Annotated in this window: 25 protein-coding genes; 20 read left to right on the top strand and 5 right to left on the bottom strand. The window is 62.7% G+C overall.

What is annotated here, in order from left to right; translation table 11 throughout:
* Positions 1 to 406: 406 nt before the first annotated feature.
* On the bottom strand, positions 407 to 1,468 hold the full coding sequence (locus F4Z81_08480) for a hydroxyacid dehydrogenase (GenBank protein ID MXW05083.1): 1,062 nt from the start codon (positions 1,466 to 1,468) through the stop codon (positions 407 to 409).
* Positions 1,469 to 1,693: 225 nt separating this feature from the next.
* Here F4Z81_08480 and F4Z81_08475 point away from each other — a divergent pair, with 225 nt between their 5' ends.
* The 3 genes from F4Z81_08475 (at position 1,694) to F4Z81_08465 (ending at position 4,735) form a co-directional block, all read left to right on the top strand.
* Entirely contained in the window at positions 1,694 to 2,080 is a 387-nt protein-coding gene (locus F4Z81_08475; GenBank protein ID MXW05082.1) for a hypothetical protein, read from the top strand.
* A 74-nt stretch (positions 2,081 to 2,154) separates the two neighbouring features.
* Positions 2,155 to 4,113, top strand: coding sequence for a hypothetical protein (locus F4Z81_08470; GenBank protein ID MXW05081.1), 1,959 nt, complete (start codon positions 2,155 to 2,157; stop codon positions 4,111 to 4,113).
* Positions 4,010 to 4,735, top strand: coding sequence for an HDIG domain-containing protein (locus F4Z81_08465; GenBank protein MXW05080.1), 726 nt, complete (start codon positions 4,010 to 4,012; stop codon positions 4,733 to 4,735). The genes F4Z81_08470 and F4Z81_08465 overlap by 104 nt, the downstream gene beginning before the upstream one ends.
* Before the next feature lie 189 nt (positions 4,736 to 4,924).
* Here the strand turns inward: F4Z81_08465 and F4Z81_08460 are convergent, their stop codons facing one another.
* A complete protein-coding gene (locus F4Z81_08460) occupies positions 4,925 to 5,230 on the bottom strand; it encodes a hypothetical protein (GenBank protein ID MXW05079.1) in 306 nt (101 codons plus the stop codon).
* Positions 5,231 to 5,749: 519 nt separating this feature from the next.
* On the opposite strand from F4Z81_08460, the gene F4Z81_08455 reads away from it, so the two are divergent.
* The 14 genes from F4Z81_08455 (at position 5,750) to F4Z81_08390 (ending at position 19,944) form a co-directional block, all read left to right on the top strand.
* Positions 5,750 to 7,423 (top strand): methylmalonyl-CoA mutase, encoded by a 1,674-nt coding sequence (locus F4Z81_08455; protein MXW05078.1) that lies wholly within the window; start codon positions 5,750 to 5,752, stop codon positions 7,421 to 7,423.
* 134 nt (positions 7,424 to 7,557) lie between these two features.
* Positions 7,558 to 8,004 carry a methylmalonyl-CoA epimerase gene (gene mce, locus F4Z81_08450; protein MXW05077.1) on the top strand — a complete coding sequence of 149 codons (447 nt, stop codon included), beginning with the start codon at positions 7,558 to 7,560 and terminating at the stop codon, positions 8,002 to 8,004.
* A 262-nt stretch (positions 8,005 to 8,266) separates the two neighbouring features.
* Complete coding sequence (locus F4Z81_08445; protein MXW05076.1) at positions 8,267 to 8,491, top strand: hypothetical protein; 225 nt, start codon at positions 8,267 to 8,269, stop codon at positions 8,489 to 8,491.
* Positions 8,461 to 9,381 (top strand): hypothetical protein, encoded by a 921-nt coding sequence (locus F4Z81_08440; GenBank protein ID MXW05075.1) that lies wholly within the window; start codon positions 8,461 to 8,463, stop codon positions 9,379 to 9,381. Before F4Z81_08445 ends, F4Z81_08440 begins: the two co-directional genes overlap by 31 nt.
* A gap of 33 nt (positions 9,382 to 9,414) precedes the next feature.
* A complete protein-coding gene (locus tag F4Z81_08435) occupies positions 9,415 to 11,421 on the top strand; it encodes a tetratricopeptide repeat protein (GenBank protein ID MXW05074.1) in 2,007 nt (668 codons plus the stop codon).
* A 287-nt stretch (positions 11,422 to 11,708) separates the two neighbouring features.
* Entirely contained in the window at positions 11,709 to 12,425 is a 717-nt protein-coding gene (locus tag F4Z81_08430; protein ID MXW05073.1) for a MotA/TolQ/ExbB proton channel family protein, read from the top strand.
* A gap of 34 nt (positions 12,426 to 12,459) precedes the next feature.
* Positions 12,460 to 12,945: a biopolymer transporter ExbD gene (locus F4Z81_08425; protein ID MXW05072.1), complete on the top strand. Its 486-nt coding sequence runs from the start codon at positions 12,460 to 12,462 to the stop codon at positions 12,943 to 12,945.
* Between the two features lie 6 nt (positions 12,946 to 12,951).
* Positions 12,952 to 13,470 (top strand): biopolymer transporter ExbD, encoded by a 519-nt coding sequence (locus tag F4Z81_08420; protein ID MXW05071.1) that lies wholly within the window; start codon positions 12,952 to 12,954, stop codon positions 13,468 to 13,470.
* Positions 13,467 to 14,207, top strand: a complete 741-nt coding sequence (locus tag F4Z81_08415; GenBank protein MXW05070.1) for an energy transducer TonB — start codon at positions 13,467 to 13,469, stop codon at positions 14,205 to 14,207. The genes F4Z81_08420 and F4Z81_08415 overlap by 4 nt, the downstream gene beginning before the upstream one ends.
* Positions 14,208 to 14,351: 144 nt before the next feature.
* Positions 14,352 to 16,514: a sodium-translocating pyrophosphatase gene (locus tag F4Z81_08410; protein MXW05069.1), complete on the top strand. Its 2,163-nt coding sequence runs from the start codon at positions 14,352 to 14,354 to the stop codon at positions 16,512 to 16,514.
* 46 nt (positions 16,515 to 16,560) lie between these two features.
* Positions 16,561 to 17,337: an ABC transporter permease gene (locus F4Z81_08405; protein ID MXW05068.1), complete on the top strand. Its 777-nt coding sequence runs from the start codon at positions 16,561 to 16,563 to the stop codon at positions 17,335 to 17,337.
* A 14-nt stretch (positions 17,338 to 17,351) separates the two neighbouring features.
* Entirely contained in the window at positions 17,352 to 18,281 is a 930-nt protein-coding gene (locus F4Z81_08400; GenBank protein MXW05067.1) for an MCE family protein, read from the top strand.
* 2 nt (positions 18,282 to 18,283) lie between these two features.
* On the top strand, positions 18,284 to 18,952 hold the full coding sequence (locus F4Z81_08395; GenBank protein ID MXW05066.1) for an O-methyltransferase: 669 nt from the start codon (positions 18,284 to 18,286) through the stop codon (positions 18,950 to 18,952).
* Between the two features lie 80 nt (positions 18,953 to 19,032).
* Positions 19,033 to 19,944, top strand: coding sequence for a sugar kinase (locus tag F4Z81_08390; protein ID MXW05065.1), 912 nt, complete (start codon positions 19,033 to 19,035; stop codon positions 19,942 to 19,944).
* Here the strand turns inward: F4Z81_08390 and F4Z81_08385 are convergent.
* A complete protein-coding gene (locus tag F4Z81_08385) occupies positions 19,937 to 20,335 on the bottom strand; it encodes a hypothetical protein (GenBank protein ID MXW05064.1) in 399 nt (132 codons plus the stop codon). The two genes, F4Z81_08390 and F4Z81_08385, sit on opposite strands and share 8 nt — an antisense overlap.
* A 195-nt stretch (positions 20,336 to 20,530) precedes the next feature.
* On the opposite strand from F4Z81_08385, the gene F4Z81_08380 reads away from it, so the two are divergent.
* From F4Z81_08380 to acs, 3 genes are all read left to right on the top strand, one after another.
* Positions 20,531 to 21,364, top strand: coding sequence for a methyltransferase domain-containing protein (locus tag F4Z81_08380; GenBank protein ID MXW05063.1), 834 nt, complete (start codon positions 20,531 to 20,533; stop codon positions 21,362 to 21,364).
* On the top strand, positions 21,355 to 22,140 hold the full coding sequence (locus F4Z81_08375; GenBank protein ID MXW05062.1) for an SAM-dependent chlorinase/fluorinase: 786 nt from the start codon (positions 21,355 to 21,357) through the stop codon (positions 22,138 to 22,140). Before F4Z81_08380 ends, F4Z81_08375 begins: the two co-directional genes overlap by 10 nt.
* A 64-nt stretch (positions 22,141 to 22,204) precedes the next feature.
* Positions 22,205 to 24,172: an acetate--CoA ligase gene (gene acs, locus F4Z81_08370; protein MXW05061.1), complete on the top strand. Its 1,968-nt coding sequence runs from the start codon at positions 22,205 to 22,207 to the stop codon at positions 24,170 to 24,172.
* A gap of 70 nt (positions 24,173 to 24,242) precedes the next feature.
* Here the strand turns inward: acs and F4Z81_08365 are convergent, their stop codons facing one another.
* Together F4Z81_08365 and F4Z81_08360 are read right to left on the bottom strand one after the other, a co-directional pair.
* The gene (locus F4Z81_08365) at positions 24,243 to 25,043 is read right to left on the bottom strand and encodes a glucose 1-dehydrogenase (protein ID MXW05060.1); all 801 of its coding nucleotides are present in this window, start codon (positions 25,041 to 25,043) and stop codon (positions 24,243 to 24,245) included.
* Positions 25,043 to 25,879 (bottom strand): phytanoyl-CoA dioxygenase family protein, encoded by an 837-nt coding sequence (locus F4Z81_08360; GenBank protein ID MXW05059.1) that lies wholly within the window; start codon positions 25,877 to 25,879, stop codon positions 25,043 to 25,045. The genes F4Z81_08365 and F4Z81_08360 overlap by 1 nt, the downstream gene beginning before the upstream one ends.
* Positions 25,880 to 26,191 lie beyond the last annotated feature (312 nt).

The raw sequence follows: 26,191 nt of genomic DNA, 5'->3' as shown, positions 1-26,191 counted from the left end.
ACGATATAATGATCTCTTATAGATTGTTGTTCAATCTTGTGTATTCTGCCTGGAATTTGTGTGTGAATTGTGCAATAATACTGACAACCCGATTAATGTCGGCAATTTGTTCATGGGTATTACTCCATGTAAATGAAGCGGCCGGGTTATTGTTGGGAGTCAGCACAGGCGGAATTCGATTTCAAACAGGAAGCGAGAGTCGCCGGCGTGGTTCGGATGGAGAAGCAAAACGGCAAAGGGTTGATTGGAAGATAACTTTCTAATCCTCCCATTCGGCAGGAACAGTTAAGCACGCCTTTCTCCACAATAGATATCCACACGTAATTCACACCTGATTCACCTTCCGCTCCCCGAGTTATCCACATCCTATCAACATCCACATTATCACCACGTTTGCGGCAAGCTGCTACCGCGGCCTGAACTGGTCGGCCAGCTTCTCCGCCCAGGCCCGATTTGCGTCGATCGTTCGGCCGGCGTTGTGCGGCGTATGCACGACGTTTTGGCGCCCGAGCAGCGGATCGCCGAGGGGCAGGGGTTCTATGTCCCATACGTCCGAAGCCAGGCTGAGTTCATCGGCCAGGACCCGCCGCCGGACCGCTTCCATGTCGCAGATCAGGGCCCGTGTCACCAGCACCACGAGGCACCCGCGGGGCAACGCGTCGATGTATTCGGCAACGACCAGGCCTTGCGTGGATTCAGTAAGCGGCACCATGGGCGCGAACACCTCCGCGTCCGATACCAACTGGTCCAGGTGGTAGACCCGGCGTGCGCCGGCGCGGTGAAAACCCGGTTCGGTAGCGTAGGGGTCCCAAGACGCCACGTCGGCGCCCAGCATGGACGCGAAGCTCGCGTACCGGCTGGCGATGTTGCCGGCACCCACGATCCGCACCCGCTTGCCGGCCAGCGTGCCGTTCGCGAAGGCGGGATCGTCGCCGAACTGCTGGCCCCGCGCCCCGGACCGGCCCCGTCCGCCGGGGGGCTCGTAGTCCCACGGCCCCTGACCGTCGATGATCTCCCGGTGCAGCTGGGGGATCCGCCGCAAGCCGCACAGCGTCAGCGCCAGCCCGAATTCCGCCACGGACTGCGACCAGAACCCCTCGCTCGGATGGACGTAAACGGCGACGCCGGCTTCGGCCAGGTATGCGTCGCATGCCTCGTCCAGTCCCCGGCCGTAGGCGGCCTGGAAAGTCGCTTCTTCCAGCGCATCGAACTTCCTTAGGCACTCAACGGTCACCTTCATGCCGAGCGTGGCCAGCCGCGTCACCCTTCCCGCATGGTCCGCAAGTCCCTCATGGTCCACTGGTCCCGAGTCCGCAGGTCCCGCGTCTGCCACGACCTCGCCCAGGGGCCGGTCGTCCCCGTGCGCCGTGCGGATCAGTTCGGCTTCGGGCCATAAGGCATGGAAGTGGCCGGCGGCAAAGGGCCATACCCCGTCGAAGTCGGGATGAACGACGATCAGATCGCCCATGTGGATATCCCTCCGAGGTGAGAAAAACAAAATGAGACACGAGAATGCGAAAACTACCAGCGACTAACCTTTATATAGCGGGCATTCATCAAGGTCGCAACGGCAAGAGGAAGACCACCATGGTTCTCCTTGAACAATCCACAACGGAGGTTTAAATTGAATAAACCACAAGTACCAGATCACACCGACGATTTCGATCACAGGATATCGGCCCTGGAGTCGGACATGGACACGATCAAATCGAATTTCGAGGGCCTGACCGGCACGCTGCAGAAATCGTTTGCCAAGGTCGAAGAAGATATTCAGGGTATCCGGGATTTGATCGCAAAGGTAATCGTACATACCAATGAACGATTCAGATCCATGGACGAAAAGATACAGTCTATGGATGCCAGGATACAGTCCATGGATGCCAGGATACAATCCACTCGCGATGACCTGCAGAAAAGCTTCAGGGATGACCTGCGCGACTTCCGCAGGGAGATCAAAGAGGATGTACGAGAAATCAAAGAGGATGTTAAAGAGGATGTAAGGAACAGCGTCAACGGGTTACGGTGGACCGTCGGAATCATCGTTGCACTTGCCGTAGCGGTGATGAAACTGTTGCCGTAAGCAGATTCGAGATTTTTGACGCTGGTAATGCCATTCGATCCGGGTTACGCCCGTTTTCTCAGATGTGACATGAAATGATGCGTGATCTTTGCATACTTGCGGGAAGATGGCTCGCCTTCGTCCTGCTTCCCCTGACGCTGTCCGGATCAGTCTTCGCACAGCCCATTGAACAGATGCGATCCGACCACTTGCTGAAAGTCGACCTGCTCTACATAGGCGCCCATCCCGATGATGAAAGCGGGGTCACAGCCACTTTCGCGCGCGAGGTCCTCGACGGCGGCGCGAAGGCGGGTATCGTGCTCATCACGCGCGGCGAGGGCGGCGGCAACGCCATCGGCCGGGAGCTCGGACCGTCGCTGGGCATACTTCGCGAGGCCGAGATCCGCCGGTCGGCCGCCGAGTACGGGGTGGACCTGGTCTACTTCCTGGACAAGACCGATTTCTTCTACACGTTGAGCGACCAGGCCACCTACGACGTGTGGGGATACGAGGACACGCTGGGCAGGGTCGTGCGGATGGTCCGCCTGCTCCGTCCGGAAGTCATCGTGACCATGTGGCCCGGCCCGGGCACCCACGGCCATCACCAGGTGGCAGCCCGGCTTGCCACGGAGGCCTTCACTGCCGCGGCCGACCCAGAACAGTTTCCGGCGCAGATCGAGGACGAGTATCTGCGTACGTGGCAGCCGGTGAAACTTTACTACAATGCCCGCCGGCTGGGTGCCATCTTCATACCCACGGGCGACATCTCGCCCAGCCGCTTCATGAGCTACGCGGAGATCAAGTCCCTGGCCCTGCGCAACTTCCGGTCGCAGGGTTTCGACCGCAGGGCCACGGTGCCGCCGCGCGGTGCCGGGGCGGAGGCGTTCATGCTGGTCAAGTCCCTCGTACCGCCTTCGCCGAAAGGCCTCAAGACCCTCCTCGGCGGTCTGGAGGGGCCGCGCGACAGCGGCATCGCGCTGGGTCCGCCGCCTTCGACGGAACCGCTGTCCATTGGCATGGTGCCCCGTTCGGACATCGTCCGCTACCGTCGCTGGGCCGAAACACACCAGGTATCGTGGGTCGCGGACCTGTTGCCCGCCGCGCTGTCCATCGGATCGGGCATGACCGGTGCCCTGGAGGCGAGGGTCGTCAGCCGGATGCCCGAAGGCGCATCGGGCCGGGTAAGGCTCGATCTTCCAGATGGGTGGACGGACGGCCCCCTACAGGCGGACTACGAGATACCTGGCCGTGGAGAGACGACGGTCTCCTTCGCCGTTCGCGTGCCGGATGATGTCGTGCAGGGCAGCTACCCGGTGCGGCTGTCGGCTGACCAGGCGGAAGGTTCGGGCCCGGCTGGCCAGACCGTTGACGGCAGCGGCATGATCGACGTGCTGCCGGTCATGGATCTCGCGCCCGCGGCGGGTCCCATGGAGATCGACGGCGATCTCGCAGACTGGGCGGGGATCGAGCCCCATGCCATCCCGTCGGACCACATCTGGTCGGGTTCCCTACCGGGCGGCGATGACGACTGCAGCGCGGTCTTCCGCGCAGCCTACGACCAGGCGAACCTGTACGTCGCCGTGGACGTGCGGGACGACGCGGTGGTCTGCAACATCGCGCCGGACGACATCAAGGGCCACTGGCGGTCCGATGCCGTGGAAATCTGCGTCGATCCCTCAGGCCGGAGCGACAACACGCTGTCGGTCTTCAAGGCGGGCATCTTTCCCGGCACCACGGCGGGACGCGAACCCAGGGCGGCCAGGGACGCCGACGCGCGTCAGGGCGTGATCGAGAAGACGGCGCCGGGCATGCGGGTGGCGTCCAGGTTCACCGAGACCAGCTACGTGATCGAGACCGCCATCCCCTGGTCCGACATGCCGGGCGGCGCGCCGCCTCAGACCGGCGAGACCATCGGCTTCAACGTGGTGATCTACGACGGCGACGAGACCGATGCCGGTCCCGGGGCCAACATCGGCAAGGCCCGGCTGGCGTGGTCCTACCGACCGTCCGCCCAGGCCCTGCCCTACTACTACGGCCGGGCCGTGGTCCGGTAGGCCGCCCATTCGACTGGCCGCCCATTCGACCGGCCGCCCGCCCACCGAGAAGGGAATCGCATTGAACCGCGACGACGCGCTCGCATTGCTGCACGAACACACGAAGACGGACAGCCTGCGGAAGCACGCCCTGGGCGTGGAGGCGGCCATGCGCCACTACGCAAGGAAGTACGGTGAGGACGAGGAGAAATGGGGCATCGTAGGCCTGCTGCACGACTTCGACTACGAAGCCACACCCGACCCCGAGGATCATCCCATGCGCGGGGCGAGAATCCTCGAGGAGCAGGGCTATCCCGAGGACGTCATCTACGCCATCAAGTCCCACGCCACCTACCTCGGCCTCGAACGGCGCAGCCTGATGGACAAGACCCTATTCGCCGTGGATGAACTCGTGGGCTTCATCACCGCCGTTGCCCTCGTGCGTCCATCCGGAAGCGTGCACGAGGTGACGGTGAAATCCGTGCGCAAGAAGATGAAGGCCGTCGCCTTCGCCCGTGCCGTCTCCCGCGAGGACATCGTCGAAGGGGCCGATAGCCTCGGTCTCGATCTGGGCGACCACATCGCCAACGTCATCGAGGCCATGCAGGGCGAAGCCGCCGCGCTGGGTCTCGCCGGTTCCTAGCCGCCTCCTGGCGCTTCTGGCTGGGCCTTGCCACGCCTGGTCGGCTTCCGTCGCTCCCAGTCGGTTTCTGGCTCTCCTAAGACCGTTTCCCACCAGCCGGTCAGACTCCCAATTACCCACAGAAGGTTTTTTTCATACGAGATATCCGACCCGATTTCGGCTATTTCATTATATAAGGGGGTCTGCAACCTAAGGGAATTGCACGCCAGGTCCCGCGGCTGATTCAAGGTTTACCGTTATGGAGAAATGATGCAACGGAAGGATTGGGTAATGATCGGTGGTTTCGTCGGAACGATTTTTACGATCATTATCGTCTTCTTCGCTGGATTGCAAACCATGAACAGTCGTTTCGAAGCGGTAGATCGTAGATTCGAAGCGGTAGATCGTAGATTCGAGGCGGTAGATCGTCGGTTCGATGCCGTAGATCGTCGATTTGAGGCGATAGATCGTCGTTTCGTGGCGATTGAAAACCGACTGTTGTCCATCGAGGAACATCTCAGGGGTCCCGATGCTTCGGTGGATGACGCCGCATCGGTCGATAAGGGGTCGATACCGCAGTCTCATCCTGCTGAACAGGATCGTAGACCTGGAGGATGAATTTGACTGCAACATCCCGTGACAACTGGACATTCGGCGCACAGATGGCAACCGCGGTTGGGATGTTTCTTGTGTCGCTCGGAATCCTCTTCATCGCGACACTCACTTACATGGATCGGGAAGACAAGGAGTTCAGGGATGAGGTGAGATCGGAATTGAAGGAAATGCGTACCGAGTTTGTCGCCCTGCGTACCGAGCTCTCATCGATGTGATCCGAGATTCACGAAATGAATTCGCGTCTCGGACGGGTCGAAGGTTATCTGAGGGTGTCCGGAGGGGATTGACACGATTCCATATTCCGATCGTCGCGACGCAGGACAGCCGCCCCAAACCCGTTGACTTCCGGGTGATTCCGGTGTAGTTTTCAGGGTCCATTCAGCCACCCTTCTACCCGTCTGCAACGCGGACTCACCGGACATGGATGCTGGCAAGGAAGCCCTGGAAACGGCCCGGAAAGCATGGGAAGAACAGAAGCTGAAGCCGGCGCTGGAGCGGCTGCCCGAACGCCGCGACCGTTTCGAAACCGGCTCCGGCATTCCCGTGAAGCGGCTGTACACGCCCGAGGACACGGCGGACATCGATCCGGACGCCGATATTGGTATGCCGGGGGAGTTTCCCTTTACGCGGGGCATCCGCCCGACCATGTACCGCGGCCGGCTCTGGACGATGCGGCAATACGCGGGATTCGGATCGGCCGAAGAGACCAATGCCCGGTACCGTTACCTCCTGTCCCAGGGGCAGACCGGACTTTCCGTGGCCTTCGACCTGCCCACCCAGATCGGCTATGATTCCGATCATCCCCTGGTGGCGGGCGAAGTGGGCCGCACGGGCGTGGCGATCTCCACGATCGACGACATGCGGACCCTCTTTGATGAAATCCCGCAGGAGTCCGTCAGCACTTCACTCACCATCAACGCCACGGCCACGGTGCTCGTGGCGCTCTACGCGGCGGTGGCCGAGGAGCGCGGCGTACCGCTGGAGCGGCTCGCGGGCACAGTCCAGAACGACATCCTCAAAGAGTACATCGCGCGGGGCACCTTCATCTACCCGCCCGGTCCCTCCCTGCGCCTGGCCACCGACCTGATCCGGTTCTGCGCCGGCAGCATGCCGAAATGGAACCCCATCAGCATCAGCGGATACCACATTCGGGAAGCGGGCGCCACGGCCGTGCAGGAGGTCGCCTTCACCCTCGCCAACGGGCTGGGGTACGTGAAGGCGGTCACGGACGCCGGGATGGACGTGGACGCCTTCGCGCCCCAGCTCTCCTTCTTCTTCAACGCCCACAACCAGTTCTTCGAAGAGGTGGCCAAGTTCCGCGCGGCCCGGCGGCTCTGGGCCCGGCTCATGCGGGAAAGGGTGGGGGCGAAGAACCCCCGGTCCTGGCAGCTCAGGTTCCACACCCAGACCGGCGGTTCGACGCTGACCGCGCAGCAGCCGGAGAACAACGTCGTGCGGGTGGCGCTGCAGGCCCTGGCGGCGGTGTGCGGCGGCACGCAGTCCCTCCATACCAACAGTCTCGACGAAGCGCTCGCCCTGCCCTCCGAATCGGCGGCGACCCTGGCCCTGAGGACGCAGCAGGTCATCGCCCACGAGACCGGGGCGGCCGATACGGTGGACCCCTTTGCCGGGTCCTATTTCGTGGAAGCGCTGACCGGCGAGATCGAGGAGGCGGCGAGGGCGCACCTGGAACGCATCGACGGTTACGGCGGCGCACTGGGGGCCATCGAGGCGGGTTATCCCCAGGAGGAGATCAGCCGCAGCGCCTATGCCTGCCAGATGGCCGTCGAACAGGAAGAACAGGTCATCGTGGGGGTGAACCGCTTTACCGGCGATGATGAAGAGGGGCCGGCGCCCTTTCCAGTCGATCCCGCCATCGAAGCACGCCAGGTGGAACGGGTGCGCGTGTTCAGGAAGGCGCGGGACGGGCGGGCCGCGACGCGGGCACTCGAGGAGCTCGAATCGGCGGCCCGCACGCAGGACAACCTGATGCCGCTGATCATCGATGCCGTGCGCGGGCGGGCCACCCTGGGCGAGATCTGCGATACGCTCCGCGGCGTCTTCGGAGAATACCGGCGTCCCGAGCGGTTTTGAGCCACGGCCGTGTCGCGACGCCGGCGCGTCCCGAGCGGTTTTGAGCCACGGCCGTGTCGCGACGCCGGCGCGTCCCGAGCGGTTTTGAGGCGGCCCGATACACTGCCGGCCGCATGAAGGAGATGTCGAAAACCATGTCGAAGGACCTGCCTGAAAAGTCCGCCCGCGTCGCCCACATCGGGATCGCCGTGCGCAATCTGGACGAAGCGCTTCGCCTGTACCACGAGGCCCTAGGGCTGCCGCTGCTCGGCCGGGAGTCCGTGGAGAGCGACGGCGTCAACGTGGCCTTCCTTCCCGCTGGAGACACCGAGCTGGAGCTCCTTGAGGCGACGGCCCCGGAGAGTCCGATAGCCCGTTTCATCGAGAAGCGCGGGGAGGGCATCCACCATATCGCCCTGGAAGTCGAAGACGTGGCGGAATCGCTGAAGAACTTGCGCGACCGCGGGTACCGGCTGATCGACGACGAACCGCGCATCGGGGCGGGAGGCGTCCGGGTCGCCTTCGTGCATCCACGGAGCACAAGCGGCGTACTGATCGAACTGTGCGAGAAGAGAGGGGACTGCAGGCCGCGACAGCCGTAACTTTTACTTGACAACGTGGGACAGCCTTTCTTATTTAGTTAGAATTGAAACTACAGTAAACCAGGACTCATGGATTCCTGCGATCTACCGCTTGTCCGCTATGGATCGAAACCGATTCCGCGGAGGGCTGGGCAAGGCGGCATTCGGCCATTGAACCAGCCGGTGAAGTTATGTACAACAATGTCCGTTAGCGCCCGCTCGGTGGATTCCACTTCTCCCGCGTATGATCCGTATTACGTCATTTCGGCAGGCACTTGGCTACGTGGTCGCGCTGGCGATGTGCGTTTCCGGCGTGCTGGTCCTGACCGGCACCATCCTGCGGGTGTTCATTCAGACGGAACAATTGAGACTGGTTTTCGGCAGCGTACTCATTCTTTACGGGGTCTTCCGGTTCGTGTCCGCCTATTACACGGATAAGCGGAACGAGGAGACCCGCTCCATCCTTGAGGACGATTCATGGCGAGGTTCGGGGTCCACTTCCGGTTAGCGCTTTCCGGTACGGCCCTGTTGTTTTTCATGACGGGCTGCGGCCAACCCGACGAAACGGCCACCCGGGGTTACCTCAAGGTGTCCAGCGCCGAGGTCGCCTTCCCGTACATCGAGAGTTCGGCGGTCAAGTACGAGCAGGTCTACAACGAAGCCTTCATCGACGTGGGCAAGTCGACCTCCCGTGAAGCGCTGGTCGATCTTTCCGAAGGTAGAAGCCGCCTGGCGGTGCTGTCCCGCGAACCCAATGAATCCGAGGTCGAAGCGCTTTCGGCCGGCGAAGCGGACTTCATTACCCGGACGGTCGCCCACGACGCGCTGGCGGTGATCGTCCACGGCGACAATCCCGTCGAAGACCTGACGGTGGGGCAGTTACGGGACATCTACACCGGGAAGATCACCAACTGGCGTGAACTGGGTGGCAAGGACATGGCGATCCGCCCCCTGGTCCGCGACCGGAATTCCGGCACGTACGAGGTCTTCGAGGACGTCGTGCTCGAAGGCGCGGAATACGGCGCCAACGTGTATCCCTGCAGCACGATGGCCGCCCTGGCAAGCATCGCGGGCGCCTATCCGGGCACGATCGGGATCACCGGGCTGCTGATCACGAACTCGTCCCGTTCCTCGACCACGATGGCCTATTACAAGACGATCCGGATCGCCGAGGATGAAAGCGGTCCCTATCTGCTGCCCACGCAGCATAAGTTGCTTCAGGAGCTGTATCCGCTCCGGCGGCCCCTGGTGCTGTGCTACTTCAAGCGGTCGTCGCTGGAAGTCAACCTGGTATCTGGATTCGTAACCTTTCTCACGGCGGTCAAGGGACAGCAGATCGCCATAGACGAAGGCGTCGTGCCGGCGACCATGCCGGTCCGGACGGTCAAACTGCAATAACAAGGCTCGCAAGAGCATCGGGAGGTATCCAACATGTGGATCGCAGGTGTGAACCGCAGGATAGGCAAAGGCGCCCTGTTCGTACTCGGCGCGCTGCTGCTGGTCAGCCTGTCCGGCCTGGCCGGTACGCCGGCCGTGGCGAATGCGCAGAGCGTGGACGCCGCCCGGGCGGCCTACGAAAGCGGCGATTACGACCAGACCGTTTCCATACTCCGGAACGTGCTCAGCAACGGGAAGAAGAACACGGACGCCCACTACCTGCTCGGCCTGGCGCTTAAGCGGCAGGGCCACCTCGACGAGGCGTACTCGGAGTTCCTGATTTCCGTCGACCAGCAAAAGAAGAATCACGACGCCCGCTTCGAGTTGAGCCTGCAGGAGATCCGCACGGGCCGGTTCGAGGACGCGCAGAAGACGATCGAGGAAGGCCTGAAGCGCACCAAGGACAAGGACGCGCGGTTCTTCTACGCCCAGGGACAGCTTGCCATCGCGCAGGAGGATCTTCCGAGCGCCATGGTGCTCTTCACCCGGGCCCAAAGCATCGACCCGGGTAATCCACTGTACGTGCGCGGATTGGGCGACGTGTACGAAGCCCAGAATGTGTGGGCGCTGGCGATCTCAAACTACCGGCAGGCTCTGGCCATGGAGCCCGATTCACCGGACGCCGCCATGATTCACTACCGGATCGGCCAGTTGCATTTCAAGGCGCGGCAGTGGAACGAATCCTACGCCGCGTTCCAGCAGTCGACAAAACTCGATCCCAACCTGGAGGACGCCTGGTACCAGCAGGGGTATATCCAGTTCATAGCCACCAGGTATCCGCTCGTGGTCGAACCGCTTGAAAAATACGTAGCGCTGGACCAGACCAATGCCGAAGCCTATTTCATGCTGGCCGAATCCTTGAACAAAACGCAGCGGATCAAGATGGCCGTGCCGCACTACATGAAGACCATTGAGCTGGACCCGGGCCGGGTCGAAGCCTATCTGCCCATGGGGGACGGGCTGGTCGCCGACGGCCGGTACATGGAAGCGGTCGATGCATACAAGGAAGCCGTGACGCAGAACGCGGATAGCGCGGAGCTGCATTTCAGCCTGGGCTGGGTACAGACGCAGCCGGAGGTTGGACAGTACGACGAGGGCATCGTCAACCTGAAGAAGTCCATTGAACTGGACGGCTCGTCGGAGAAGCCCTACATCCAGCTGGCGTTGGTCTATTTCGACCAGGAAAAGTACGAGGAAGCCATTCCGGTCCTCGAAGAGGCCATCAAGGTCAATCCAACCGACCAGAACCCCTATGCGTACTACGGACGCTCGTACATAGCGCAGGGACAGTACGCGCAGGCCGTGACGGCCGTCAAAGCCGTGCTGGAACCGGCGATACAGGCGGTGGAAGACGAACGGACCCGGATAACGCTGAGTAACGTGTACTACAACCTCGGCAGGGAGATCTACGGCGCCTCCCGCGAGGCCGAGCGCGATCAGCGGCCGGCGATCTACGCCGCTTCGCTGGATATGTACCGGGCCAAGGTTGCCCACGACAGTATGGACTATTTCGCCTTTCTGAACATGGGCATCACGGGCCTGGTGGCCCAGGAAGGTTCGGTAGCCCGGGACGCCCTGCTCCAGGCCCTGGACCTGCGGACCGTAGAGGCCGAGGAGGACCCGACGACCATTTTGCAGCCGCTGAAATACCTGGGAACGGCCTATCTCATCCTGGAGGATTACGGCAACGCGCGCAAGACGTTCCAGCGCGTGCTGGAGATCGATCCCACCGATCACGAGGCCTACTACCGGCTGGGGTTCGACCGGGTGCTGAATAAGGACTATGGCGGCGCCGTCCCACTGCTCAGAAAAGCCGTTGAGCTGAAACCCGACCAGGCCTCCTATCATCTACTGCTCGCCCAGGCCTATACGAATTCGCAGCAGCTCGCACTGGCGATCCGCCATTACCGGGAGTGCCTGAACCTGGATCCGAACAACGGAACGGCGCGGGAGCAGCTGAACAGCGTTCAGGCGATTTACGAGCAGTTGCAGGGGGATTGAGGAGCCGAGATCGCCAAGGCTATCCAGAATCGACGAATCCAGACGGAGTATCCGGACAACGACATTTGGAAAGACAAGCCTGTTCTCAGGCGACACTCAGGACACGGATGGAAAGGTGGTGGTGAAGGAAGGCGTTTGTCCCGCCTACGCAAGAGGACTCGTTACGACACGTACGATACGACACGAAAGTTACTTGGTATATACGGCAGGGATTGTATCAGTTTAAGATGATTGTTTCGCTGCTACGTTCACGATCGCAACTGTACAAAGTCTAAGGAGAATCTGATATGCGGCCAGGCGCCTTTATCATGATCATCATCGTCCTTTGCTTTATTGTTTCATGGATCATCTTCGAGTACTTTCTGCCACAGTTCGTAAAGGACGGCGGACCCGTGGTCATCGGCCTCATGGTGCTCACCATGCTGGACATCACCTTCATCATCGAGCGTTCGCTGACGCTGAAGAAAGCCCGCGGCAAGCGGCCGCAGGTGGCTTTTCTTAAGGACGCCATGGGCGCGATCCGCAACAACGATATCAAGCGTGCGGTCAACCTGTGCAACTCGCAGCAGGGCACCATGGCCAACGTGCTGCGTGCCGGTCTCGAGCGTTTCGATTCCATCGCGGAAGAGAACCTGACGAGCGATCGGCAGGTGCAGGAAATCAAGCGGGCCTTCGACGAAGCCAACGCCCTCGAGACCCCGTTGCTCGAACGCAACCTGATCGCGCTGCAGACCATCGCGACCATCGCCACCCTGGTGGGGCTGCTCGGAACGACAATCGGCATGATCCGGGCCTTCGCCGCCATGGCCAACGAAGGCGCGCCAGACGCCATTCAGCTCGCGCTGGGTATCTCCGAAGCGCTGATCAATACGGCGGGCGGGCTGGCCGCGGCCATCATGGGTATCGTCGCGTACAATTACTTCGTCAACAAGGTGGACATGTTTACCTACGCCGTGGACGAAGTGGCACAGGAAGTCCTGGCCATTCTTACCGGCCGGGCTTAATCCAACGGCTTTATGGCGTTAAGGAGTCTTTGATATGGCGCACGCAAAACACAAGCCGGTCATGATCGACATGACGCCGATGGTGGATATCGCCTTCCTGCTGCTCATCTTCTTCATGGCCACGACGCAGTTCAAGGCCCCCGAATCGATTCCCATTCTGCTTCCGGAGTCCCATTCGGCCATCAAGCTGCCCGAATCGGACGTGGTGATCCTGACCGTCGGACCGAAGCCGGAGAACGCGTTGTTCTGGCGGCTGGAACCCCAGCCCGAAGTAGGGATCGAGATGTCGGAAATGGAGAATGCGCTGGTGGAGGCGCGTATCAGGAATCCCCGTCTGCGTATCGCCATCAAGGCGCACAAGGACGCCGAGTTCGGCGTCATCAGCGACATGATGGAGATCCTCCAGAAAACGAACAACACCCGGTTCAACCTGGTCACGAACTTCGAGGACGATACGGAATCCTCGGGCGACGAGCCGACCAGCCTCAGGCCGGTGAACCACGACATGGTTAGGAGGTGATGACACATGGCAGCCGTCCAGGGCACACAGAAAGCCAGCGACAGGAAGAAGGAAGGTGCTAAGAAGAAAAAGCCTCGCAACCAGGTTTTCATCGACATGACGCCCATGGTGGACATCGCATTCCTCCTGCTCATTTTCTTCATGGTCACCACGGTATTCAGGGCGCCGCAGACCATGGAGCTCAACATTCCGCCCGACAAGGACGACAAGGTCGAGATCGCGGAATCGAACGTGCTGTTGATCTACATGCTGGCCGACGACCGCATGTTCTGGCAGATCGGCCGGGACATGACGCCGGAGGAGTTGACGCTGGATGACGTCCAGGAATTCATCAAGGAGAAGGAAGTGGAGAATGCCGATTTGCACGACGGCGAATCCAAACTGGTGACCCTGGTGATGATCCAGCGCACGAGTCCCTACGAACAGATGGTCAACGTCATGGACGAACTTCAGTTGGGCGCCATCGACCGGTTCAGCATCACGGTCCTGGAGCAGGATAAGTACGAGGAGGTGTTTGGCTCATGATGGGATCGCTGCTCAGCGTCGATCATTTTCCCCTGAAGAAAGAATCTCCCATCAAGTTCTTCTACCAGCGGAATGCCAAGCGGGGCATTGTGGCGGCCGTGATCATCCACGCGCTGGCCCTGGGGACCTACTGGGGCGTCTGGTGGTACCAGGAGCAGAGCCGGGTCTACGCGACGCGGATCCTGGATTACGCCGATCTGGGACCTCCGCCGGCACTGACCGACGCGCCGGAAATGCCGGAGGTGCCGGTGGAAGCGCCGTCCAGGCCGGTGATCGGCATACCGGAACCCGTGGATGACGCCGAGGTGTCCGCCGAGATGACGATCGCCACCCAGACCGAGATGAGCCAGCAGATCGCCCCGGTGATCCAGGACATCGAGGAAGAGAACATCATCATCGAGGCGCCGCAGGAAGAGAACATCGTCATCGAGGAGGAAGCGCTGCCGGCACCTGATGCCTTCGTGGCCTTTGAGATCGAGCCGAAGCCCATCACGCAGATTATACCCGAGTATCCGGAACTGGCACGGAAGGCGGGTATCGAAGGTACGGTTTGGGTTAAGATTCTGATCGACAAGCAAGGCACCGTGCGAGACGCGCAGATCATGAGAGGCATCGGCGCGGGTTTGGACGAGGCGGCAATCAAGGCATTGATGAGTACGAGATATACGCCTGCTATCCAGAACAACCAGCCGGTGGCTGTCTGGGTCGCGCAAAGGATCATATTCAACCTCCGCTGATCTCGTGATACCGCGGACCGGCCGGGGTTGGCTGCCGCGGTTCAGAACTGTTGAATGTTAGCTGCAGAGGGCGGGTTCCTTAACCCGCCCTCTGTGTGTGTGGTCATCAGGGCAGACTGGTTTCAAGGGAGAAGGTAAAGGAACATGATCGAGAACGAGTTGATGTACGGTGTGATCGTCGCGGGCCTGCTGGGATTGATCTACGCCATCTGGAGAGCGGCCTGGATCAACGGGCAGGATGAGGGGACGGACAGGATGAAAGCCATCGGCGCCAGCATTTCCGAAGGCGCGATGGCCTTCCTCAAAGCGGAGTACCGGGTCCTGTCGATCTTCGTCGTGGTCGTGGCCGTGCTGCTGGCCGTGGCGAACATGGGCAAGGTCGAGTCCAGCGCCCTCATCGCCCTGTCCTTCGTCACCGGTGCCCTGGCTTCCGGCCTGGCCGGATTCCTGGGCATGCGCGTGGCCGTACGGGCCAATACGCGGACGACCCACGCGGCGCGATCCGGACTGGCCCAGGCGCTGCACGTGGCCTTTGCCGGCGGGTCGGTCATGGGCCTGAACGTGGTGGGCCTGGGCGTCCTGGGTCTCGGCGGCCTGTTCATCCTCTACACGGGGCTTTTCGGGATCGACGAGTCGGGTATCGGCCGGGTGCTGAACGTCATCTCCGGCTTCTCGCTTGGCGCTTCGTCCATCGCCCTCTTCGCCCGCGTGGGCGGGGGCATCTACACCAAGGCGGCCGACGTGGGCGCCGACCTGGTGGGCAAGGTAGAGGCCGGGATTCCCGAGGACCATCCCCTCAATCCCGCTTCCATTGCCGATAACGTGGGCGACAACGTGGGCGACGTGGCCGGCATGGGCGCCGACCTCTTCGAATCCTACGTGGGCTCCATTCTCGGGTCCATGGTGCTGGGCGCCGGCATCCTTGTGGCGGGCGTATACGATCCGGTCTTCATCACCCTGCCCCTCATCATCGCGGGCGCGGGCATCATCATCTCGATCCTCGGCACCTTCATGGTCTCGGTCAAGGAGGGCGGCAATCCACAGGCCGGCCTGAACAAGGGCGAATTCGGCTCCTCCGCCATCATGGTCGCCGTCATGTACCTGCTCATCGACTACCTCCTGCCCGGCGACTTCACCCTGGGCGGCGAGACCTACACCAGCCTGGGCGTCTTCATCGCGGCTACCATCGGCCTGTTGGCCGGCCTCGGCATCGGCCTGATCACCGAGCACTACACGGGAACCCATACGGGTCCGGTGACGTCTATTTCAAGACAGTCCGTGACGGGCACCGCGACCAACATCATCGCCGGCCTGGGCATCGGCATGCGGTCCACGGCCATCCCCATCCTGATCATCGCCGCCGGCATCATAGGCGCCTACTACTTTGCCGGGCTTTACGGGATCGCCATGGCGGCCCTGGGCATGCTGTCCAACACGGGCATCCAGCTGGCGGTGGACGCCTACGGTCCCATTTCCGACAACGCGGGCGGCGTGGCCGAGATGGCGGAGCTGCCCCCGGAGGTCCGGCAGCGGACCGACAAGCTCGACGCGGTGGGCAACACGACCGCGGCCATCGGCAAGGGATTCGCCATCGGCTCCGCGGCCCTGACCGCGCTGGCGCTCTTCGCAGCCTACATGGTGCAGGTGGGCATTTCGAGCATCGACATCGCCAATCCCCGCGTCATGGCGGGGCTCTTCGTGGGCGGCATGCTGCCCTTCCTCTTCTCCGCCCTCGCCATGAACGCCGTGGGACAGGCGGCCATGGCCATGATCGAGGAGGTCCGGCGCCAGTTCAACGCCATCCCGGAACTCAAGGCCGCGCTGTCGGTGATGAAGAAGAACGACGGGGTCGACGAAGGGGATTGGTCCCGGGAGGACCGGGACGTCTTCGAGGCGGCGAGCGGCAAGCCGGAGTACGCCCGTTGCGTGGAGATATCCACCAAGGCGGCCATCCGGCGGATGGTCCTTCCCGGCCTGCTGGCCGTTTTGACGCCCGTCGTGGTGGGGTTCGTCTTCGGCCCGGAGACCCTGGGCGGCCTGCTGGCCGGCGTCACCGTGTCCGGCGTGCTGATGGCGATCTTCCAGGCCAACGCGGGCGGCGCGTGGGACAACGCGAAGAAGATGATCGAAGAGGGACTGACCATCGACGGCGTGCGCTACGAGAAGGGATCGGAGGCCCACAAGGCCGCCGTCGTGGGAGACACGGTCGGCGATCCCTTCAAGGACACGTCCGGCCCGTCGCTGAACATCCTGATCAAGCTGATGTCGGTGGTTTCCCTGGTCATCGCCCCGCTCATCGCGCTCTAGCCGCGTGATGGCATTGTCCTGTAGCCGCGTGGCCCTGTAGCCGACTATGACTGCTTTCCTCTCCTTCCTTGGCAGGCGCGTCCTCTGGGCGCTGACGAATATCGGCGACTTCGGCATGATGATGGTCGAAGTCGTCCGGAACCTGCCCCGCATCCGGACGTACTGGGGATTGATGGTCCACCAGATGTTCGCGATCGGCATCCACTCCATGCCGATCGTCCTGATCATCGCCTTCTTCGCCGGCCTGGTGACCGCGGTGCAGACCGGGTACCAGTTCCAGGGATACGTGCCCGCCTACCTGGTGGGCAGCGTCGTCCTGTCGTCGGTGGTCCTTGAACTGGCGCCGGTCCTGGGCGCCCTGGTGCTGTCGGGACGGGTAGGCGCCACCATCGCGGCCGAACTCGGCACGATGCGGGTGACGGAGCAGATCGACGCCTACGAGGTCATGGCCATGAACCCCATCGTCTACCTCGCGATCCCCCGCATCATCGCCGGCATGTTCATGCTGCCGGTCCTCGTGGTCTTCGCCGACCTGATCGGCACGCTTTCCGGCATGGTCGCGGCCATCGACCGGATGGGGGTGAGCATCCCCGATTTCGAGCGGGGGATGCGGGAGTTCTTCCGGACCCAGGACGCCTTCTTCGGGCTGTCAAAGGCCTTCTGCTTCGGGATTACGATTACCACGGTCGCCTGTTACCAGGGTTTCAAGGTGAAACCGGGTTCGGGCGCCGAAGGCGTGGGCAAGGCGACCACCAACACCGTGGTGGTCTCGTGCATTCTGATCCTGTGCCTGGATTACCTGCTGGCCAGGACGATACTGTAAACCGGGGGTGTGACGTGACGTACTCGAAAAACAGCCTGCTGCCCGACGAGGCGAAACTGGGCATGGTCTTCCTCCTGGCGATCATCATATTCGTCTGGGGCCTCTTCTATCTGAAAGAATGGCGGGTAACGGGAGATACCTACCTCGTCGACGTACGTCTGAGCAGCGCCGTCGGGGTCAAGTCCTCCGACCCGATCCTCGTGGGCGGCGTGCGCATCGGCAAGGTGGAGGCCGTGACGCTCGACGACATGTCGCCCATCGTAACCCTGCGTGTCGACGAGCCCTTCGAGATCCCCGAGGACTCGCAGGTGGAGGTGATCTCGCGCAGCGTCATGGGCGAGAAATCCATCAACATCCGCAAGGGCGTCAGCACGGTGATGGTGCCGCCCGGCGGCACGATCGAGGGCACGGCCGCGCCTGGGATATCCGATATGTTCACGCAGGTCGATTCCGTCACCGTGAACATGCGCAACCTGCTCAAGAACGCCAACATCCTCCTGGACCCCGAGCGTGACAAGTCGATCAAGAGCAGCCTGGCCGGCGTGCACGACCTGACCATCGAACTGCGGGAGACCCTGAAACGGGAGAGCGGCCAGATCAACCGGGTCGTGGCGAACATGGACTCGCTGGTGAGCAACGTGAGGGACCTGAGCGAAACCGAGCGGTCCAAGGTATCCGGCACGCTGGACAACCTGGAAAGCACGTCGGGCCGGTTGAGCGCCATGATGGACGAACTGCAGTCTACGTCCACGGCGCTCAACAACATCCTCAACCGCATCGACCGCGGCGAAGGCACGATGGGGAAGCTGCTTCAGGATGACAGGCTCTACGAAGACGCGGTCCGCGTGGCCGGTAAGATGGACCAGCTGGTTACGAGTCTCGACGAACTCGTTGTTGATTTGAAATCCAATCCCGGCCGGTACGTGACGGTCGAGATATTCTGAATATGGAAAACAGGAGCAACAAGACCAGGAGCAACAACCCCATGCCCAACGTACTATCGGAAGCGCTGGACGGCTACCTGACGGAGTTGATGCCTGACAGGGACGAGGTCCTGACCGAGATGGAAGAGAAGGCGCAGGCGGAACGGATCCCCATCGTCGGACCGCTGGTTGGCCGTGTCCTGCACCAGATGGCCGTGCTGAGCGGCGCGAAACGCGTGTTCGAAATGGGCTCGGCCATCGGCTATTCAACCATCTGGCTCGCCCGGGCCGTGGGTCCGGAAGGTCGGGTTTACTACTCCGACGGAAGCGAACAGAACGCCGCGCAGGCCCGGAAGTTCATCGAGCGTGCCGGTGTGGCGGACCGTGTCGTGATCCAGGTGGGCGACGCGCTGGAACTGCTCGAGCAGACCGAGGGCAGCTTTGACCTGATCTTCAACGACGTGGACAAGCACGACTATCCCCGTGTCTTCGACCTGGCGCTGCCGCGCGTCCGCCCGGGCGGCCTGCTGATCACTGACAACGTGCTCTGGAGCGGACGCGTGACCGAGCCGTCCGACGACCGCTGGACCTCGGCCATCCAGGAATACAACCGGAAGGCCTACGGCACCGGCGAGGTCTGGACGACGATCATCCCCTTAAGGGACGGCGTGGCCGTAAGCCTGAAGAGGTAGGATCCGCCGTGCGGATATCCCAAAGGCCTTCTGGGCCGCCTGGCCCGGCTGAACTGGACATCATCTCGATCGGTGAATGCATGATCGAGATGTTCTGCGAAGGCCCCCTCGCCACCACCGACACCTATACCCGCACCTTCGCCGGCGACACGATGAACATGCTCGTGGCGGCCTCCCGCCTCGGCGCGAAGACCGGCTACGTCACCCACGTGGGCAACGACCCTTTCCAGGATTTCCTGACCGAAGCGTGGCGGTCGGAGGGCATCGACCTGCGCTGCGCCACGCCCCTCGAACGTCCCAACGGCCTCTACTTCATCTCCATCCTGCCCGGCGGCGAACGGGAGTTCACCTACTACCGGGCGGGCAGCGCCGCGAGTTTCCTCGAACCGGCCGACATCGACCCGGATTACATCGGCAGCGCGAGTGTCGTCTATGCCAGCGGCATCACCCAGGCCATTTCGCAGAGCAGCCGGGCGGCCGTGCTGGAAGCCTTCCGGATCGCGCGCGAGCACAACGTCACGACGGCCTTCGACACCAACCTGAGGCTTGGCCTGTGGTCCCTGGAGGAAGCCCGGGAGGCCCTGGACGAGATCCTCCCCCACGTGGACATCCTCCTGCCCAGCGCGCCCGAGGAGAGCGCGTCGCTCTTCGGTACGGAGGACGCCCGCGCGGTGATTGAACGGGCACGTGAGCGGGGCGTGGCCATGGTCGCGGTGAAGTGCGGCGCGGAAGGCGCCGTGTTGGGGCTGGCCGACGGGATCCACGAAATCCCGGCCTACGTACCGGAGCGCGTGTCCGACACTTCGGGGGCCGGGGACGTGTTCAACGGCGGCCTGCTGTACGGGATGACCCACGGCATGGAAGCCGTGGAATCCGCCCGGCTGGGCACCGTCATGGCGGGACTCAAGGTCCGTGGCCGCGGGGCGACCTACTCGATTCCGTCGCGGGAAGAGGCCTTCGGCGTGTACGAGGGGTTACGCGAGGCTAAGTGAGGTTACTGTCCGCGTCCATGGCGAGGTCTCCATCGCCGGCTTCGTTCTCCTGCTCTACCTCGACTTGGGCCTCGCCCGAGCGGTGACCCGCTTCATCATGTCCGCTTGCTGCGATGTCGCCCGATTCCTCACTCGAGGTGGAATCATGCGCATCGTCGTCTGTGGCGCTGTCCTCGTCCACGGCGACGCCGTCCGATTCATTATCCGTCGGGGCGCCGTCCGCTTCCTCGTCGACCGGGACGTCGTTCTCCCGCATCTCGTCGATGAGGTGATTCACCTTCGCACGCAGGGCGTCGGCCTGTCGTCCCAGTTCGTCCATTTCATCAAGCAGCTTTTCGAATTCCGCGTCGTCCGCCGCGGAACCGTTCGCCCGCTTGTCATTGCCAGCCATATCATGCTCCAGTCAGGGCCGTGGCGGAGTATCTGGCGCCGCGGCCGTGAGTCGACGTGGTTAAACTAAACGTATGAGTACCTGTTGTCAATAGAAAGCGCTACGGCACGGGGCGGACCGGCATTCCCGGATTGACGGGGACCCGCTGTGCTGTATATTGAAAACTCGTCGATTCAGGAACACGAAAACCCGTGGATGGATATGGCTACTCAACACCGTCCGGCGTCCGACTGGTACAAGACCGCCTTTCGTTACGACTACCTGCGGGTATACCCTCACCGGAACGACGAGGAGGCGCGCCGGCAGGTCGATTTCCTCGTGGACAGACTGGACGTGCCTTCGTCGTGCGAGGTGCTGGATCTGGGTTGCGGCGACGGCCGGCACAGCCTGGAACTCGCCCGGCGCGGCTTCAGGGTAACCGGGCTCGACCTGTCGGAAGAGCTGCTTGAACGGGCGCGGCGCCGTACCGCGGACGAGGGGCTGGACATCACGTTCATGCGGGGCGACATGCGCGATCCGCCCGCGGACCGCGCGTTCGATCTCGTGGTGAACTTCTTCACCAGTTTCGGCTATTTCCGGGAGGATGGCGAGAATGCCCGGGTCCTCGATGCTATTTCGCGGGCGCTGCGCCCCGGCGGACGTTTCCTCATGGACTACCTGAACCGCGCGTACGTGATCTCCACGCTCGTTCCCTCGGACCGCCGTACCGTGGAAGGCATGGAAGTCGAGCAGCGGCGCTGGATCACGGGGGACCCGACAAAGGCGGGCGGGCACGTGCGTATCAACAAACAGGTGCGAATCAGGGAAGGCGGGGCGGAGAGAAGCTACGACGAGTCCGTGCGGATGTATACCCTGGATGAACTCGAAGCCATGATGGACCGGACCGGCCTGAGGGTCACGCAGACTTTCGGCGATTTCGATGGCTGTCCGATCAGCGGCAACGCCCCCCGGAACATTCTGATGGGCCGATCGGAATCGCGCGCGGACGCCGCATCCCGCGACGAGAAACCCGCTATGCCATGTCCGTGATCACGCTGCTAACCGATTTTGGCCACCGCGACGCCTTCGTGGGCACCATGAAGGGGGTCATCCTGGGGATCTCCCCGGAGGCCCGGATCGTGGACCTGTCCCACGAGATTACGCCCCAGCGAATCGAAGAAGGCGCCTTCGTCCTGCGCACCGCCTATGCCTACTTTCCGGAGGGGACGGTGCACGTGGCCGTCGTCGACCCGGGCGTAGGCGGCACGCGGCGGGCCCTGGTCGTGGAAACACACGGTTACCGGTTCGTGGGACCGGACAACGGCCTTTTCGCCCACGTGTACGCGAAGGAGACAGTTCTCCGGGTTGTCTCAGTGACCGAGTCCCGTTTCATGCTGCCGGAAATCAGCAACACGTTCCACGGCCGGGATGTCTTCGCGCCCGTGGCCGCCCATCTCGCCCTCGGCGTGCCCGTTTCGGACTTCGGACCCGAGATCGACGATTACGTCACCGGGACGGTCACCGAACCCGTGGTACATGAGGGCGGGATCACCGGTCGCGTATTGCATATCGACCGATATGGCAATATAATAACGGATATCGGCGATTCCCTCTTCCTGGAGAAGACCCGGGATAAGCGGTTCCGGATCCGGCTGGCCGACCTGGCGCTGGACCGCGTCAGCGCATCCTACGACGAAGCGGACGCCGGCGCGTCCCTGGCGATCCTGGACAGCGCGGGACTGCTCGAGATCGCCGTCAACGGCGGCAACGCGGCCGAGACACTGGGCGTGTCGACTGGAGACCGCGTGGACGTGGAAGTAGAATAAGCAGTCAACGATTCCAGACAACAGGCATCACCCGCAAGCATAAACTGAAGACCGGAGACCGAACATGTCCGACCTGTATCAGCCCAATGAAACTTTTCGCAACAAGGCGCACCTGAAGAGCCTGGACGAATACCGACGGGAATACGAGCGTTCCGTCGCCGACCCGGAGGCCTTCTGGGCCGAGAAGGCGGAATCGTTCCACTGGTTCAGGAAATGGGACCGGATCCGGTCCTATAACTACGATATGCGGAAGGGCCCCGTGTCCATCAAGTGGTTCGAAGGCGGCAAGACCAACATCGTGCATAACTGCATCGACCGCCATCTCGAGACGCGCGCCGACCAGACGGCCATCATCTGGGAAGGCAACGAGCCGGGCGAGGACGCACGCCTCACCTTCCGCGAACTGAACGAGCAGGTCTGCAAGTTCGCCAACGTGCTCAAGTCGCGGGGCGTCGGAAAAGGCGACCGGGTATCCATCTACCTTCCCATGATCCCCGAACTGGCCGTCGCCATGCTGGCCTGCGCCCGGATCGGCGCAGTCCATTCCATCGTGTTCGGCGGGTTCTCGGCCGATTCGCTGTCGGACCGCATCGTGGATTCGACCTGCAAGACGGTCATCACCGCCAACGGGACCCATCGCGGCGACAAGCCGGTCTTCATGAAGCCGGTGGCGGACGATGCCATGGCCTCGGCGGAGAAGGAGATGGGCGAACCGGTCACCACCTGCATCGTGGTCGACCGGGTCAAGGACGATCCCGACTTTCAGTTTCCCATGGAGGAAGGCCGGGACTTCTGGTGGCATGACCTGATGGCCCGGGCCGACGCCGATTGCCCGTGCGAGGAGATGGACGCCGAGGATCCCCTGTTCATCCTCTATACCTCCGGGTCTACGGGCAAGCCGAAGGGCGTCCAGCACACCGTCGGCGGATACATGGTATACACCGGCGTCACCCACCGCTACGTCTTCGATTACCATGAAGGCGACATCTATTTCTGCGGTGCGGACATCGGCTGGGTCACGGGACATTCCTACATCATCTACGGCCCCCTGGGCAACGGCGCCACGACGATCATGTTCGAGGGCATTCCTACCTATCCGGCGCCCGACCGGTGCTGGGAGATCATCGAGAAGTACGGTGTCAACCAGTTCTACACGGCGCCGACCGCCATCCGGGCGCTGGCGCGGGAAGGCGAAGACTGGCCGGCGCGGCATCCCATGCCCACGCTCCAGCTCCTGGGCACGGTAGGCGAGCCGATCAATCCCGAGGCCTGGCGGTGGTACCACGTCAACGTGGGCAAGGAGCGGTGCCCCATCGTGGACACGTGGTGGCAGACGGAGACCGGCGGGATCATGATCTCCCCGCTGCCTGGCGCCATCCCTACCAAGCCGGGTTCCGCCACCCTGCCCTTCTTCGGCGTGAAGCCCGTGCTGCTGGACGGTGAGAGCGGAAGAGAACTCGAGGGCAACGGCATCATGGGCGTGCTGGCCATCCGGGAGCCCTGGCCCGGGCAGATGCGGACGGTGTACGGAGACCACCAGCGGTTTGAGGAAACCTACTTTCAGCAGTACAAGGGGTATTACTTCACCGGGGACGGCTGCCGAAGGGACGAGGACGGATACTACTGGATCACGGGCCGTGTGGACGACGTCATCAACGTCTCCGGCCACCGGATGGGCACGGCCGAGGTGGAAAGCGCCCTGGTGGCCCACGGCTCGGTGGCCGAAGCGGCCGTGGTCGGGTTCCCCCACGAGATCAAGGGGCAGGGGATATACGCCTACGTGACGCTCAACGTGGGCGAGGAGTACACGGAAGACCTGCGCGGCGACCTGAAGAAGCAGGTGCGCTCGATCATCGGCCCCATCGCCACGCCCGACGTGATCCACTGGGCGCCGGCCCTGCCGAAGACGCGCTCCGGAAAGATCATGCGCCGCATCCTGCGGAAGATCGCCACCAACGAGCTGGACCAGATCGGCGATACAACCACGCTGGCGGATCCCGCCGTGGTGGACCAGTTGATCGAGAACAGGTAGGGGGACGGCAACGCCGGCGCTTCCGGCCACGAGCCGAAGTAGGGGCGGCGGCGCGCCGGTTGCGGGCCGCTCAGCTCCGCCCGCCGCAGGCCGTGACGGTCTGGCCGGTCACGAAGCTGGAGTCTTCCGAGAGCAGGAACCGGATCACGGAGGCCATTTCCCCGGGCTGGGCTATGCGGCCCATGGGCGTGGAAGCGATGAGCCGGTCGATCATGCCCGGGTTGCCCGACCCGGCCAGGTCGGTATCGGTCAGGCCCGGTGCCACGCAGTTCACGCGGACGTTATGGGGCGCGAAGGCCTCCGCGCAGTGCCGCGTGAGGGAAATCACCGCCGCCTTGGTCGTGGCGTAGTGGATCATGTCCTTCTTAAGGATGATGCCCGCGAGCGAAGCCACGTTGACGATGCGGCCGAATCCACGTTCGATCATCTCGTCCTTCACCGCCCAGGTCGCCAGGAACACCCCGTCCACGTTCACCTCGAACATGCGTTTCCAGTCCGCGAAGGCGAGTTCCGAATGGGGCTGGTTCTTCGCAATCCCCGCGTTATTCACCAGGAGGTCGACCGGTCCCAGGCGCGCCCGCACTTCCTTGGCCATCCGGTCCACGTCGGCTTCCGATGATACGTCTGCCTGTACGATCATGCCTTCCGCGCCGGCCTCCTCCACCATGGAGAGGGCCGCTTTCGCCGCTTCCTCGTTTCGTGCGTAGTTGATCGCCACCCGGGCGCCGTGTTCCGCCAGCATGCGGCACGTGGATCGGCCGATCCCCCGGGAACCGCCGGTCACCAGGGCGGTGCGGCCCGCAAACTCCGCGGACTGCTTGGTCTGTTCGTACTGATCGGGTTTTTCGGACCCTGTCGATGCGTCAGCCATCAGCCGTACGCTCCTTTGCTGTGCCGGCCCAGCATGCGCTGCAGGCGGGGCGATGCCTCGGCCCACACGTGATCAGGCATGCGGTAGTCGATGAAGGGGTGGAATTTCTGCGCGATGAACCGCTTGCTGTAGGTGACGCCTGCCATCAGCCGGGTGCGGTCCGACGCGTTCGGCGCCCCGCGATGCCAGACCTGGTTGTTGAACATGTAGGCATCGCCCTTCCGGACGAGGAAGGAGTGGGGTCCCTGGCCATCGAATTCGGGCCGGTCCTGCTCATGGGGCAGGTGCGGCTGGCGTCCAGCGTAATGGCTTCCGGGAACGACTTGCGTGGGACCGTAGCGCACCTCCTCCACGTCGGTGAGCGGCGTGAAGAACTGCATAACGAAGCAGGGCGGGGGCACGGCAGGGTCGTGGCGCGGTACGTCGTCCGGCAGGGGGAAATGGACCAGGTCGTCCAGGTGCCATCCGCCCGGGCCGTCTGGGGCCGCCTTGGGATTGGGCGGCGTGTAGAGCGCGTTCTGGGACATGCAGTGGCAGTCGTCGCCGAGAATGGACTCCGCCAGGCTCGCGAAGGGCTCGCGCACAATGAGGTCGCGGAAAGCATAGGAATACTCGAACATGCGCATCAGGCTGTTGCCGCGGATCTGGTCCCGCGCCGGCTCGTGCATGCGGGGATCGTCCCACTTGCGCTGCATATCCGCCCGCAGAGCCTCCACCTCTTCGTCTTCCATCAGCCGGCCGAAGGCATAGTAGCCATCCCGCTGAAAGCAGCGGCGGATATGCTCGGTCTCCTCGCCGGTGAACCGCTCGCCGGCCTGAATAGCGCTCAGTGCCATGGCAACTCCTGATTTATCTCCAGGGACGCGAGCCGTGAATCTTGCCGGGGCTCAAGGATGAGGCCCGGATCCCGCCCTACAGCCTGACCTTGGCCAGGTAGATGTTCGCGGGGTAGAGATAGTGTATCTCGCCGGTCTCTACCTCGTGTTGCGAGTAGTAGCTCAACAGCAAGGCGCCGTCTTCATGTTGCACGGCGCCTGTGTAGGACGTGTCGCCGCCCGAGGGCAGGTCGAGGACATGGACCACGCCGTCCTCTTCCACCCGCCAGATGCTGGTGCGCCGCTCGACGATCGGCCCGGGCTCATCCGCAT

Source organism: Gemmatimonadota bacterium (assembly GCA_009835325.1).
In the GTDB taxonomy this organism is placed as follows: Bacteria; JAAXHH01; JAAXHH01; order JAAXHH01; family JAAXHH01; genus JAAXHH01.
The sequence above is the reverse complement of the archived record's forward strand: the minus strand, read 5'-3'. Positions and strand labels throughout refer to the sequence as shown.

Excerpts from the sequence above, each read along its gene's own strand:
- F4Z81_08405 (MXW05068.1), top strand. The coding sequence starts at position 16,561 with ATGACTGCTTTCCTCTCCTTCCTTGGCAGGCGCGTCCTCTGGGCGCTG.
- F4Z81_08475 (MXW05082.1), top strand. The coding sequence starts at position 1,694 with ATGGACACGATCAAATCGAATTTCGAGGGCCTGACCGGCACGCTGCAG.
- F4Z81_08410 (MXW05069.1), top strand. The coding sequence starts at position 14,352 with ATGATCGAGAACGAGTTGATGTACGGTGTGATCGTCGCGGGCCTGCTG.
- mce (MXW05077.1), top strand. The coding sequence starts at position 7,558 with ATGTCGAAGGACCTGCCTGAAAAGTCCGCCCGCGTCGCCCACATCGGG.
- F4Z81_08435 (MXW05074.1), top strand. The coding sequence starts at position 9,415 with ATGTGGATCGCAGGTGTGAACCGCAGGATAGGCAAAGGCGCCCTGTTC.
- F4Z81_08375 (MXW05062.1), top strand. The coding sequence starts at position 21,355 with ATGTCCGTGATCACGCTGCTAACCGATTTTGGCCACCGCGACGCCTTC.
- acs (MXW05061.1), top strand. The coding sequence starts at position 22,205 with ATGTCCGACCTGTATCAGCCCAATGAAACTTTTCGCAACAAGGCGCAC.
- F4Z81_08440 (MXW05075.1), top strand. The coding sequence starts at position 8,461 with ATGGCGAGGTTCGGGGTCCACTTCCGGTTAGCGCTTTCCGGTACGGCC.
- F4Z81_08465 (MXW05080.1), top strand. The coding sequence starts at position 4,010 with ATGCCGGTCCCGGGGCCAACATCGGCAAGGCCCGGCTGGCGTGGTCCT.
- F4Z81_08455 (MXW05078.1), top strand. The coding sequence starts at position 5,750 with ATGGATGCTGGCAAGGAAGCCCTGGAAACGGCCCGGAAAGCATGGGAA.
- F4Z81_08360 (MXW05059.1), bottom strand. The coding sequence starts at position 25,879 with ATGGCACTGAGCGCTATTCAGGCCGGCGAGCGGTTCACCGGCGAGGAG.
- F4Z81_08470 (MXW05081.1), top strand. The coding sequence starts at position 2,155 with ATGATGCGTGATCTTTGCATACTTGCGGGAAGATGGCTCGCCTTCGTC.
- F4Z81_08420 (MXW05071.1), top strand. The coding sequence starts at position 12,952 with ATGGCAGCCGTCCAGGGCACACAGAAAGCCAGCGACAGGAAGAAGGAA.
- F4Z81_08380 (MXW05063.1), top strand. The coding sequence starts at position 20,531 with ATGGATATGGCTACTCAACACCGTCCGGCGTCCGACTGGTACAAGACC.
- F4Z81_08395 (MXW05066.1), top strand. The coding sequence starts at position 18,284 with ATGGAAAACAGGAGCAACAAGACCAGGAGCAACAACCCCATGCCCAAC.
- F4Z81_08365 (MXW05060.1), bottom strand. The coding sequence starts at position 25,043 with ATGGCTGACGCATCGACAGGGTCCGAAAAACCCGATCAGTACGAACAG.
- F4Z81_08415 (MXW05070.1), top strand. The coding sequence starts at position 13,467 with ATGATGGGATCGCTGCTCAGCGTCGATCATTTTCCCCTGAAGAAAGAA.
- F4Z81_08480 (MXW05083.1), bottom strand. The coding sequence starts at position 1,468 with ATGGGCGATCTGATCGTCGTTCATCCCGACTTCGACGGGGTATGGCCC.
- F4Z81_08460 (MXW05079.1), bottom strand. The coding sequence starts at position 5,230 with ATGTTCCTCGATGGACAACAGTCGGTTTTCAATCGCCACGAAACGACG.
- F4Z81_08430 (MXW05073.1), top strand. The coding sequence starts at position 11,709 with ATGCGGCCAGGCGCCTTTATCATGATCATCATCGTCCTTTGCTTTATT.
- F4Z81_08425 (MXW05072.1), top strand. The coding sequence starts at position 12,460 with ATGGCGCACGCAAAACACAAGCCGGTCATGATCGACATGACGCCGATG.
- F4Z81_08385 (MXW05064.1), bottom strand. The coding sequence starts at position 20,335 with ATGGCTGGCAATGACAAGCGGGCGAACGGTTCCGCGGCGGACGACGCG.
- F4Z81_08390 (MXW05065.1), top strand. The coding sequence starts at position 19,033 with ATGATCGAGATGTTCTGCGAAGGCCCCCTCGCCACCACCGACACCTAT.